Source organism: Streptomyces sp. NPDC057702 (genome assembly GCF_042799315.1).
Classification (GTDB): Bacteria; Actinomycetota; Actinomycetes; order Streptomycetales; family Streptomycetaceae; genus Streptomyces.
This window is the reverse complement of sequence record NZ_JBHVJC010000008.1, coordinates 70,592-82,877: the sequence shown is the minus strand read 5'-3', so window position 1 is coordinate 82,877 and position 12,286 is coordinate 70,592. Positions and strand designations below refer to the sequence as shown.

Sequence of the window (12,286 nt, the reverse complement as noted above, 5' to 3'; positions counted from 1 at the left end):
CACCGGCGTGTGGGGAGCCCCGGAGTGCCGAGCGTGAGGGTGTGCGGGCGCGTTCGCGGCCCCCCAGCCCGTCCAACGAGAGGGTCATCATGAACTACGGGAAACACTGTGCCGTCACGCTCGCCGCAGCCGCGTTCCTGGCCGCCGGCGCCGTGACCACCAGCTCCGCGACGGCGACACCCGCCGCCGGGCAGCGCGGAGCCCTCGCCTCCTTCGAACACCGGCAGATCGACCTCTCGCGGGGCTGGGGCGAGGCCCGGGCCTGTGGCGTGTGGCGGACGCGCGACGGCGTGGCCTGCTTCCGCACGGTCGCCGAACTCGACCGGCACGCCGCCCTGGTGGAGCGGGGCGCCGACAGGGCGGACCCGCGCGCCCGCTGCGCGTCGCCGCTGCAGTTGGGGCAGGACGAGAACATGAAGGGGCGCGTTCTGCGCTTCTACGACCGTGGGTCCTGGCAGAACCTCGGAGCCTACGGTTTCAACGACGAGACGTCCGCGTACCGCACCGGAGCCTGCACCGCCCACCTGGCCAGGGACGCCAACGGCGGCGGCAACTGGTACCCGGGCTACACCGGCCCCAACCACACCGAGATCCGCCTGCTCAGCGGCTGGAACGACGAGATCACCTCGCTCAAGATCGACTAGCTCGCGCGGCACGGGCGGGCCGGCTCCGGCCGGTCCGCCCGTGTGGCCCTGTCGGGCCCGGCCCGTCGAGGCCGTCAGGGTCGGGGCTTGTGGGCGAAGACCCAGCGGTTGCCCTCCAGGGCGTCGTTCGGCTCGGGCAGCGGGCCGCGTCCGTGCAGGCGCGTGAAGTCGAAGGGGGAACGGGTCTCGGTCGACCAGCCCCGGTCCGCCAGGCGACCCGCCGAGTCGGGGCGTGGCTGGTGGTTGAACAGGCTGAGCAGGTCGATGCCCAGTTGCTGTCGTGTCGCGGTGTAGAGCGCGCTGTCGCGGTACGCCCACAGGTCCTTCTCGACCTTGATCTCGAACGCCAGCGCGCTGCCCGGCGCGCTGAGCCGCTCCACCGTGTCCATCAGATAGGTCTCGGCGGCGCTGGGCAGGTAGAAGAGCAGCCCCTCGGCCAGCCAGGAGGTGGGGGCGTGCGGGTCGAAGCCGGCGTCGATCAGCGCGCTGACCCAGTCGGCGCGCAGGTCGACTGGGACCGGTACGCGGGTCGCCCTGGCGGCGGTCGGCATGCCCGCCAGCACCTTGTGCTTGAACTCCAGCACCCCCGCCCGGTCGATCTCGAAGACCACGCGGTCCTCGGGCCAGTCGAGCCGGTACGCCCGCGAGTCCAACCCCGCGCCCAGCAGCACCACCTGGCGGGCGCCGCCCGCGCGCGTCGAGCGCAGGAGGTGGTCGTCCAGGACCCGGGTGCGTAGGCCGAAGTAGCGGGCGAACCGCCCCCACAGCGGGTTCAGGTCACCCTCGGGAACCTGGCGCGGGCGGACCGGCCAGCCGGCGGAGGCCGGCGCCGCGCGTACGAAGTACTCCGCGTAGGTGTCCCGGGCCAGGCTGTCGGGGCGGTGGGTTTCCATCGCCCGTGCCGCGGCGACCAACAGGGCGGTCAGGCCCACGCCTTCGGCCACCCCTTCCATGTCGGCGTCGCGCTGTGCTGTGTCGACCACGTGAGCTCCCTTGGCGCGTAGAGATGGCGAACGGCGAGGAGTACGAGACGGCGGGGCGTGGGGGACGACGGGGCGCACGGGGCGGTGCCGCGTGCGCGGCGGGCGGCCCGGGGCGCCCCACTCCGTGTGCCGCCCCGGCCGTGGTGCTCCGGGTCCTGGTGTGCTCGCGGCGCCCCCTCCGTGGGGCGCCGCGAACCTCACGGGACCAGGACGGGTTTGACCACGCGACCGGCCTCGCAGTCGCGTTCGGCCTCGTTGATGTCGGCGAGCGGGTACGTGCGGATGAGTTGGTCGAAGGGGAAGCGGCCGGCCTGCCACAGCCCGATCAGCCGTGGGACCAGCAGTCCGGGCACCGCGTCCCCCTCGCAGATGTGGGAGATCCGCCGGCCACGGTCCAGGGTGCCCACGTCGAGCGGGAGTGTCGTGTGCAGCCGGGCCACCAGGCCGAGGTGGCCTCTGGGGCGCAGGGCCCGCAGGGCCTCGTTGACCAGCGGGGCGGAGCCCGTGGTGTCCAACGCGAACCGCGCCCCGCCGTCGGTCAGTCGCCGTACGCGGTCGGCGAGTCCGGCCTGGGCGGCGTGCAGCGGGATCGCGCCGAACCCTTCGGCCAGGGCCAGTCGTCGCGGGTGCCGGTCGACGGCCACGACCACCGCGCCGGCGGCGGTGGCCGCCATCACCGAGGCCAGCCCCACCGCGCCGGCGCCGTAGACGACCAGGGTGTCGCCGGGGCCCGCGCCGAAGGAGTGGAGGACCGCGCCGGCGCCGGTGAGGAAGCCGCAGCCGAGCGGCCCCAGCAGTTCGAGGGGCAACGAGGGGTCGACCCGGACGGCGTTGCGGGCCGGGACCAGCGCGTACGCGGCGAACGAGGACTGGCCGAACCAGCGGGGCGCCAGGGCGCCGCCGGCCGCGTCGGTGAACCGTTCCGCGCCCGCCGTGCGCCCACCGAAGAGGTTGAGTGAGGCGAAGGAGTCGCAGTAGGCGGGGGCGGCAGCCGCGCAGCTCTGGCAGTGCCCGCAGGAGTCGAAGCTCAGCACGACGTGGTCGCCGACGCTCAGGCCGGTGTCCGCGCCGCCCGTCTCCACCACGACGCCGGCGCCCTCGTGGCCGAGCACCGCGGGCAGCGGCGAACGGCCGGCCGACCGGCGGATCGCCAGGTCGGTCCGGCACATCCCACAGCCCGCGATCTCGACGAGGATCTCGCCGTCCGCCGGCCCCGCCGTGAGCGCCACCTCCTCGACGGTGAACCGGCTCTCGTACGAGCGGAGCACCGCCGCCTCGAACCTCCTGCTCACTCCGCCTCCGGCCGGTGGGTGACGAACGGCTGGAGGTTCCCGTACAGCGCCCAGGGTCCGCCGGCGACGCCGACGCCGCTGTCCTTGGTGCCCGCGAAGGGCTGGGCGAGGGAGAGTTCGGCGTGGTGGTTGATCCACGCCGTCCCGCACTCCAGTCGGTCGGCCACCGCCTCGGCCCGGTCGACGTCGGTGCCCCACACCGAGCCGCCCAGTCCGAAGTCGGTGGCGTTGGCCGCCGCCACGGCCTCGTCGAGCCGGTCGTACGCCAGCACCGGCAGCACGGGGCCGAACTGTTCCTCGCAGACGACCGCGCTGGCGGCGGGGACGTCGGCCAGGATCGTCGGGGCGAAGAAGTAGCCCGGCCGGTCCAGGCGGCGGCCGCCGGTGGCCACCCGGGCACCGTCGGCCAGGGCCGTGGCCGTGTAGCGCTCGACCCGCTCCAGTTGGGCGGCGTTGTTGACCGGCCCCAGTCGCGTGCGCGGGTCGAGCCCGGGCCCCACGACGAGGGACCTCGCCCGCTCCGCGAGGGCCTCGACCACCTGGGGGTAGAGCCGGGCCGGGGCGTAGACGCGCTTGACGGCCATGCAGACCTGGCCGCAGTTGCGAAAGGCCGCCCAGAACAGCCGGTCCGCGATCTCCTCCACGTCCACGTCGTCGAGCAGGATGGCGGCGTCGTTGCCGCCGAGCTCCAGGGTGGTGCGGGCCAGCGAGGCCGCCGCGCCGGCGGCGACGTCCCGCCCGGTAGGCACCGAACCGGTGAAGGTCACGTGGCGGATGCCCGGGTGCGCGACGAGGCGGGCACCGAGGGGTTCGCGGCCGGTGACCACGGTCAGCACGTCCGGGGGCAGGGCGGCGGCCATGACCGAGCCCAGCAGCCGAGTGGCCAGCGGCGTGAACGGCGAGGGCTTGAGCACCACGGTGTTGCCGGCGGCGAGCGCGGGGGCGAACTTGGCCGCCGCCAGTTGCAGGGGGAAGTTCCACGGGACGATGCCGGCGGTGGGCCCGAGCGAGCGCCAGCGGACCCGGCTGCGCACCGGCCGGCCGTCGGCGATCGGCTGCGTCCCCGGGTCCAGGGCGGCGAAGTAGCGCAGGCGGGCCGCCACGCGGGCGATCTCCGCGTGCGATTCGGCCAGGGGCTTGCCCTGTTCGCGGGTGAGGAGCGGGGCCAGGTCGGGACCGGCCGCCTCCACGGCGTCGGCCGCCGCACGCATCGCGTCGGAGCGGGCCGCCGGGTCGGAACGCCAGGGACGCCAGGCCCGGTGGGACCGGTCGATCACCGCGTCCAGCTCGTCCGGCGACTGGTCGGGGGCCTGGTCGAACGCCTCACCGGTCGCCGGGTCGAGGACGGTGAGGTGGCCCTCGCGGGCCCGGGCCGTGGCGGAGGGCTGATGTGTCAGCATGGCGGCGATCAGCTCGCCGGCGCGACGGCGGCGTGCTCCCGGGCATGGCGCTCCATCTCCGCCCGGAAGTCGGCCACCAGCTGTGGCCGAATCCTTCCCGCGTCGCGGTCACCTCCCTCACAGACCGCGCCGCGCACGCCGACGATGTCCGTACCCATGCCGGTCAACGTGCCCAGGTCCACCGCCTTGACGCTGCCGGCCAGCGCGGCGAGCAGGCCGGCCGCGTGGGCCAGGCGGACGAACTCCGCGCACGCCTCGGGCGGCACGTGGTCGAACAGCCGCGACCCGTCCTTGATCGCGGTGTCGAGCATCGCCGCGTCGGCACCCGAGCGGCGGGCGATGTCGGGTATCGCGAGCGGGTTGACGCAGCCGATCCGGTGGGCGTCCGCGTACCCCGAGGCGACGACGAACGCGTCCGGCCGATGGTCCTTCACGGCCCGCACGACCCCGCGCATGACCTCGATGCCCTGGTCGGGGGTAGTACAGCCGTAGAGGCCGACCTTGATGTACGTGGCCCCGGAGACGACCGCGCCCAGCGCCGCCTGGGCCACCGTGCCCGGCTTGTACGGCACGTCGCCCACGGTGGCCGAGACCGGCTTGTCGGCCGGGACGACGGTGCGGATCTCCCGGATGACCCACGGGTAGTTCGCGCCCAGCGAGCCCTCGTCGGGCTTCTTCACGTCGACGATGTCAAGGTGCTCCGCCGCCCGCGCGCAGACGCGAGCCTCTTCGACGCTGTCCGGAGACACGAGAAGTAACAACCCCAACCACCTCCACATGGGCCCGTCCGCCGCCACGGACGGACGGGCGCGGACACGTGTGCGACACACGCGCCACACATCTTCCCCACATGTCCGCCGTTGGCGGCAGGGCGCACACATCACCCGTCAGAGTGTCACCGCTGCTTCCCTGCGCCCCCCGCGCACCCTGGGCAGCACGGGCCGGTTGATGGTGGCCCGCCGAGCGACGGGCGTGCGGGCGACGGCGGGGCGGGCGACCGGCGGCGGGGCGGGCCGCCCGGGCGGCGGGCGGGAGTTCGCGCTCTAGCGCCAGGTCCAGGTCTGGTTCGCGTTTCCGGTGCAGGAGAACAGGACGGTCCGGGTGCCGTTCTCCGTCCCGCCGAGGGCGGCGTCCACGCACTTGTTCGCGATCCCGGCCACCAGGTCGTCGGAGCCGTTCAGGTGGAACTGCTGCGCCGGGTTCCCGCTGCATACCGCGACCTGTATGGACGTCATGTCCTGGGTGGAGGCCCAGGCCACGTCCATGCACAGGCCCACGGAGCGGATGGTGCCGTCCTGTCGCACGTCCCAGTGCTGGGCGGCGGAGCCGTCGCAGGTCCAGAGTTGGAGCTGCGTGCCGTCCGTGCCCTGCCCGGCGCTCAGGCACTTCCCCGACTTGGCGTTCACCAGTGCCCGGCCGGGATAGGTCGTGCGTGCCTTCGACTCGCGCGGTCGTGGCGGAGGCGCCGGGTGGGCGGTGGTCGGCTTGGCCGTGGTGGGTTCGGCGCGCGGGGGTCGGGCGGGCGACTCGGTAGCGGGCGGCGGCGTCGGGCTCTGTTCGCGCGGGCTCGCGGACGCGCTGGGAGGCGTGGTCGGTCGGGGGGAGGTGGAGCGCGAGGGGCGGGCGGACGGTGAGGGAGTCACCGAGGGGGACGCGGAGGTGTACGCGCCGGGCCCACCTGGCGGCAGGTCGTCCAGGACCGTGTCGGGCGTGGGGCTCCGCTCCACCACCGTGACGGATTCGCTGTCCTTGTCGTCGGACGCCACCAGGAAGGGGACGGCGATCAGCAGCGCGCCCACGATGGCGGCGGCGGCCAGCATGGGCTTGCGCGGCCGGCCGGGCGCGGCCGAGCCCGCCGCGTCCTGCGGCGACGCGCCGTCGTGGCCCGTCACGGCCACGGCGACCTCGGCCGACCCCTCACCGACCGGCCGCGCGGCGGCGGTAGCCGCACCGGTGGCGGGGGCGGTCGCGGCAGCGGGGGCGCCGGCAGCGGCGGGGGTGGTCGCGGCAGCGGCGGAGGCCGCGTCGGCTGGCGGCGTGGCGGACGGCTTCCCCGCGCGCGGGGCGTTGTGGGCCGGGGCCAGGGCGCTGTTCGGCCCCTCGGGTATGCCCGGCAGCGCCACCGCCTGGCGTACCGGCGCGGGGCCGCCGGCCGAGGGGGCCGTGGCCCCGCCCGGCTGTTCGGGCCCCCGCGCCTCGTCGGCTCCCGCCGGCTTCGGTGCCACGGCCGGCGCGGCGGGGGACGCGGCCGGGGGCGGGGTGGGCTTGGGGGTTCGCGGCGGGGTGTCGGGCGTGTGCTGGGCGGACATCGGGCCTCCGTGGGGGTGCGGTGGGCGCCCCCGTGTGACGTGTTGGGTGTCCGGCGCGGCGGTTCGGCCGGGGTGGGCGGTTCGGGCGGGGCCCGCCCCGCCCGGGTGGGGTCGGCCGGTCGCGCGGGGCGGTGGTCGGACAGGGCGGTGGCGGTTCGCGGGCCGGCGTGCCGGCTTCGTGGGGCGAGCCCGTCGGGCCTACGCGGGGGCCGGTGGGCCCCCGCTCGGCGCGGGCTCACACGAGGGATGGCGGGCTCACGCGAAGGACCACAGGTGGTCGTCCCTGAGGTCGCACTCGAAGATCGTCAGCCGGGCGTCCCTGCCGCCCGAACCGTAGAAGCCGCCCACGTCGAGGCACATGTTGCGGCTGGCGCGGTTGCGTATCCAGAACGCGCCGTCGGCCTTCTTGTCGAGGTACCACATCTGGTTGTCGTGGGGCCCGGGGTTGCAGTGCCACTGGTAGACCGGGGTGCGGCTGGGCTTGGCGCCGTAGTCGGGCAGGTCCAGGCAGTAGCCGTCCCCGCTGTTGCGGATGGTGAACAGGTCGGCGCCGCCGGGTCCGCCGTCCCGCTGCCCGACGACCAGGTCCCAGCGTTGGTTGTCGCGGTCGGAGCCGTCGCAAGTGAACTGGTTGACCGGCCCGTTCAGCGTGCCCATGCCGTAGCCGGGGACGTCGGCGCACATGCGCGTCATCGTGTTCTTCAGCACCACGCCCTTGACGGTGTCGAAGTTCGGCCCCTGGGGCAGGCCCGTCCCCCGGTGGACTCGCGGGGACTTCTTCGGGCGCGGCGTCGAGGAGGGTTTGGCACGCGGGCCCGGGGTGGTGTGCGGCTCGGCTCGCTCACGCGTGGCGGGCTGGTGGTGGGGCTGCTCGGGCCGGATCGTGGGCGAGGTGGGCGGGGTACTCCGCTCCGCGCGTGGCGGGCTCGACGCGCGCGTGGCCTTCGGCGAGGGAGCGGCGGAGGGCGAGGCCGGGGCGTACCCGCCGGGGTGCTGGCGGTCGGGGCCCTCGTCCCGCAGCACCGTGTCGGACGCGTCGCGCGCCACCGCCACGGAATCCGCCTTCTTGTCGTCCTCCCCCAGTCCGAGGAACAGCAGCGGCAGGCCGATCAGGACCGTCCCGGCGATCGCCGCTCCGGCGAGCAGTTGCCTGTGCGGGCGGCCGGTGGGCGACGCGCCGGCCGCCACCGTCGCCGCGAGCGGCTCGGCGGGAGCGCCACCGGCCGTGGCCGAGGCAGTGGACGACGAGGTGGTGACAGGCGATGCCGTGGTGGACGAGTCGGCGGTGGCCGGCGTGCCGTCGGGCACGGCCGGTCGCTCGACCGCGCCGGCCGTCGGCGCGGCGGACGTCGTCGCACCTGTCGTCGACGCGGCGGCCGGGGCGGCGGTCGGGGCGTGGGCCTCGTCACCACCGGGCCGCCCGGTCACCGCGTCTCGGCCGGCGCTCGCGGCGCCGGGCACCTCGGGGCCAGGAGTCGGGCCGGTGCTGGTGGGCGCGCTCGGCGGCCGGCGGCCGGGGGTGGCGTCGGCAGTGGCTGACGCCCTCGTCGGGGGCGGAGCGGCGCGTGGGGTGAGGGCGGCTCCGCCCTCACCTGGCACCGACGGCAGGGCGGTGGCCCGACGTACGGCCGGACGCGGTGGCGTGGGCGGCGCCTCGCCGTGGGCCCGTGGCTCGTCCGGCGGTTCCTGGGCCGGGGGTTGCTGGTGACGCGGCATCGCGGGGGTCTCCTCAGTCGCTAGTGCGGCCGATCGGCCCCGTGCAGCGGTCGGGCCACGCCGGGCCCGCCGCCGGGGACCGGCGCAGCATCTCGTCAAGCCGCCCGAGCGCGGCACGGTCGTGGTCGTCCAGCGGGCCGCCCGCCACGGTCGTGGCCGTGGCGGGGAGCGGTAGTTCGCGCAGCAGGACCAGCGGCGCGCCCTGCCCCGGCGCGCCGGGCCGCACCTCCAGCACGCGAAAGGCCGTGCCGGGCGAGAAGACGATCTCCTCCCGCGCTCCGGACACCCGTGCTCCGGGCGTGTCGGCGAGTTGGCGTACGCGCCGGCCGGTGACCGACCAGATCGCGTAGCGCGGCCCGTCGGCCCCTCCCCCGCCACCCTCCGCCGCGAGGCCGCTGACCGGCGCGGGGTCGCGCAACACGGCGCCCGGCACAGGGGGGTGGCCCCCTTCGGCCGGGGACGGGGCGCCACGTACGACGACCCCCCGGAAGGAGGGCAGGCGCCGCAGCCCGGAGGCGACGCACGCGGCGTACGGCAGCAGGCGCGCGTCGCCCGCGCGCAGCCCGTGGCGGAGGGCCGCGTGGTTCAACTCGGCGGATTCCGTGTGCAGATAGAGCCGCAGCGCGATCAGGTCGGCGCGGGCGGCCACCTGTTCGTGCCCGCGCAGCGCGGGCATCCGCATGAGCGTACGGGCCACCGCCGACCCGAGCCGTTCCCACACCGGCTCCGCGAGCGCGCGGAACGCCGCCCGCTCCGTCTCGGTGCTGACGTGGCCGGGCGGGAACGGGACCGACGGCAGGACGTACGTGGGCGCCGTCGGCACCGAGACGCCCTCCGGGCCCGACGTGTCAGGCGACGGCCCGGCACCGGACACACCGTGGGCCGCCGGCCCGGCATCGTGCGCGGGCTGGGAGTGCGGCGCGGCCTCGGACGGCCCCGCCCCGCCGCAGCCGTCGGGCCCCTCGGGAGCGATCCGTGGTGCGGGGGCGGCCCCCGGGTCGGAAGGCGTCACGGTGGTACGGACCGGCCCCGGGGGGCCCACGGGCGCGGGCGTGTGCCCCACCCCGGCCGGACGCGCGGGCAGGGGTGGTTCGGGGGGCTCGGCGTTCGCCGGTAGCGGGGCCGGGGCCGGGGCGAGCGGGGCAAAAGCCAGCGGGTCCACGCCGCTCGCCAGCGGTACCCCGCCCACCAGGGAAGGGCGCACCGGGGGCCCCGGAACGGGCGGGCCGTCCTCGCCCGACGGGTCACGCGGCGCGCCGCGAGCGGTGGTCGGTGCCGGGTCGTCGCGACCCGGGGGCGGCACACTCGCCGTCCGCGCTCCCTGTGCCGTCGGCGCGGAGTCGGCCGCCGTGGTCGGATGCGGTTCGGGGGCGGAGTGGGGCGGCGGGGCGACGGCACCCGCGTCAGCGGCGGCACGCGGCGCGGCGGCGGGCACCTGGGTCGAGGCGGCGGCCGGGGCCTCGGAAACGTCCGAGGAAGCCGGGGCCTCGGAAGCGTTCGAGGTCGCCGAAGTCGGCGTTTCCATCGACCCGCCCCGTGGCGTGGGCGACACAGCGAGCGGTGCCTTCACTCCGGCGGGCTCCGCCGGCTCCGCGCCGGTGGCGGAGTCGGTGGCGGCCAGCGCCTCCGACGTCGCGCTGGCCGTCGGCGTCGAGGCCAGCTCCGGCAGGGAAGCGAGCGCCGGCACGGGGTCGGGCCGCCGTGTGGACCGGCCGGCCTCCGGTACGACTTCGGGTCCCGACCCGGCCACCGGTACCGGGGCCGGCACCGACACACGGCCGGACTCCGACACCGGACCGGACGCCGCCGCGACATCGGGCACCGCCACCGGAGGACCGGGCGCCAGCACGCGATCGGACACCGCCCCAGGCTCGGGCAGCGCCCCGAACGTCGCTCCCGACACCGGCCCACGCTCGGGCACCGGCGCAAGCGTGCCCCCCGAGACCGACCCAAGGTCAGCCGCCGGCCCAGGTGTTGGTCCGGGCGCCAGCCCGCCGCCGGGCACCGCCCCAGACCGCGCCCCCGACACCGACCCACGGTCAGCCACCGGGTCAGACCCCGCCTCCGAGCCGCCCTCCCCCGGTCCCGGGGCCACCGGGCCGTGCCCCGACACAGCGCGCGCCGCGGGCACGGGCGCGGCCTCCGACGCGGCACGGGGCGCCGACGCCGGGCCGGCGCCCGCCGCGAGAGCGTCGGACTCCGTCGCGGCGTCAGGCCCCGGCCCGGACCCGACCTCCGAGACGCGCTCCGGCCTGACGGCACCGCCCGACGCGGGAGCGTCCTTTCGCGCTTGGGTCGCGGCCCGCGTGGCGGGACCGGGCGTCAGGCGTACGCCGCGAAGGGCGTGGCGGCCCGCGAGGCGGCGCAGTTCCTGCCCGCCGTCCGCGCAGACGCCGTGCACCCGCACCCGGGCGCGGGTGCGGACCTCGGTCCCGAGGGCGCCGAGCAGCCGGTCCAGTTCGGGCCACAGCGTGTCCGCGAGCGTCTCGCCCGGGCGACCGACCTCGATCAACGGGCCGTCCGGCGAGACCGGTCGCACGGTGGCCGCAGGGTGCTCGCCGTCGGCCTCGCCCACCCACAGGCCCGCGCGCGTGGCGGTGACCTGCCAGGGGGCGGCGAGCAGCACCGTCGCCTCCGCCGCGCCGGCGGGGCCCGACACCGGCAGGTTCCAGGTGAGCGGGCGCGACTCTGGCGGCGCGGCGTCCGGCGTGTGGCGCGGGCGGCAGGCCACCGCGTCCACGTAGGGCTGCCAGCGCGGTACGCCGGCGGCGTCGGTGAAGGTGGCGCGTACGGTGCCGCCGGCCAGCAGCGGCGGGCCCGAGTGCACCACGGTCTCCGCGCCGAGTTCGTCGGCGACCGCCTGGCCGGCCGCGAGCGCGTCCCCGCGCCCACCGGGAGCGATCCCCACCCCGGCCCGACCCGAGGGCGCGATCGCGGCGACCGCCTCGGCCACCTCCCGTGGCGGAACGTCCTCGCCGCCGGGCACCCCCACCAGCACCAGCGGTGCGCGGGAGGCGACCGGAACCGCGTAACACAGGTCGCCGGGCCGGGGCGCGGGGGCGGACGTCGGTCGTATCAGCAGGCCAGCGGGGATCTGCTCCACCCGGTAGCCGCCCCGAGTGCGCGCGGGCACGTCCGTGAGCGAACGTTGCCAGTCCGGGGCGGGCTGGCGCGGCCCCAGCGGCAGGGGGTCGGCTCCGGGGCGAAACCGCCACCAGCCGCGCGCGGCGTGGGGTGTGTCCTCGCCGGCCGGGACGAAGAGCCCGCCGCCCGGCACGACCACCACCAGTCCGTCGGGGGCGATCACCTCCATGTCCCAGGAGTCGGCGACGCGGCGCGCGATCGCCGGGCGGTCCGGGTGGTCGGCGCCGACGCCGGACATGACGAGCCTGACGGTGGTGGTGCCCTCCTCGCGCAGCGCGTCCAACAGGGTCGCCAGGCGCGGCCACAGGGCCGGGGCGGTCGTGGCGTCGGCTCCGGCGACGACGGTGACGGTGTGGTCGTCGTCGGCGGCCGTCACCGAGCGCGTCAGGTCCTCGATGTCGGCGGGGCCGAGCGTGTCGTCCGTGGGCAGCCGGAGCAGGACGAGGCCGCCGAACTCCTCGACGGCGAACGTCTCCTGTCCCCCGTCGGCCCCCGGCGCGGCGGCGGGCTCGGGCGCGCCGGCCCCCCGGTCGGGTGCGGCGGTGGCGCGGCGACGCGTGAGGCCCCGACGCCCCAGGACCCACCGGCTCACCAGCGGGCTCCGGACTTGCTCATACGAACCTCGTCTACCGAGAGAAACGGTCCAGCGTGCCGTGCGGATCGTAATTCACGACCATGGCATCGAACCGTTGAGGGGCGATTTCTCCGCTGCGTTGATTCCCTCGAAATCGTAGCCGTCCGAGCCTTTGCGCCGCATCGCGAACTCACGGTGTGAGCAGGGCTTTTGGCGTGTGAACA

At 76.5% G+C, this 12,286-nt stretch carries 8 protein-coding genes; 1 reads left to right on the top strand and 7 read right to left on the bottom strand.

Translation table 11 applies throughout. The features are described from left to right. Window positions 1-89 precede the first annotated feature (89 nt). Complete coding sequence (locus ACFVFR_RS08030; protein WP_383698843.1) at window positions 90-644, top strand: hypothetical protein; 555 nt, start codon at window positions 90-92, stop codon at window positions 642-644. 74 nt (window positions 645-718) lie between these two features. On the opposite strand, the gene ACFVFR_RS08025 is transcribed toward ACFVFR_RS08030, so the two are convergent. From ACFVFR_RS08025 to ACFVFR_RS07995, 7 genes are all read right to left on the bottom strand, one after another. After that, the gene (locus ACFVFR_RS08025; protein ID WP_383698842.1) at window positions 719-1,627 is read right to left on the bottom strand and encodes a class I SAM-dependent methyltransferase; all 909 of its coding nucleotides are present in this window, start codon (window positions 1,625-1,627) and stop codon (window positions 719-721) included. A 197-nt stretch (window positions 1,628-1,824) separates the two neighbouring features. Then, a complete protein-coding gene (locus ACFVFR_RS08020) occupies window positions 1,825-2,919 on the bottom strand; it encodes an NAD(P)-dependent alcohol dehydrogenase (RefSeq protein WP_383698841.1) in 1,095 nt (364 codons plus the stop codon). Next, window positions 2,916-4,319, bottom strand: a complete 1,404-nt coding sequence (locus ACFVFR_RS08015) for an aldehyde dehydrogenase family protein (RefSeq protein ID WP_383698840.1) — start codon at window positions 4,317-4,319, stop codon at window positions 2,916-2,918. The genes ACFVFR_RS08020 and ACFVFR_RS08015 overlap by 4 nt, the downstream gene beginning before the upstream one ends. 8 nt (window positions 4,320-4,327) lie before the next feature. After that, complete coding sequence (locus ACFVFR_RS08010; protein ID WP_383698839.1) at window positions 4,328-5,080, bottom strand: (5-formylfuran-3-yl)methyl phosphate synthase; 753 nt, start codon at window positions 5,078-5,080, stop codon at window positions 4,328-4,330. Window positions 5,081-5,362: 282 nt separating this feature from the next. After that, window positions 5,363-6,628, bottom strand: coding sequence for a ricin-type beta-trefoil lectin domain protein (locus tag ACFVFR_RS08005; RefSeq protein WP_383698838.1), 1,266 nt, complete (start codon window positions 6,626-6,628; stop codon window positions 5,363-5,365). Window positions 6,629-6,883: 255 nt separating this feature from the next. After that, window positions 6,884-8,056, bottom strand: coding sequence for an RICIN domain-containing protein (locus ACFVFR_RS08000; protein WP_383698837.1), 1,173 nt, complete (start codon window positions 8,054-8,056; stop codon window positions 6,884-6,886). A 301-nt stretch (window positions 8,057-8,357) separates the two neighbouring features. After that, window positions 8,358-12,080, bottom strand: coding sequence for a hypothetical protein (locus ACFVFR_RS07995; protein ID WP_383698836.1), 3,723 nt, complete (start codon window positions 12,078-12,080; stop codon window positions 8,358-8,360). Window positions 12,081-12,286 lie beyond the last annotated feature (206 nt).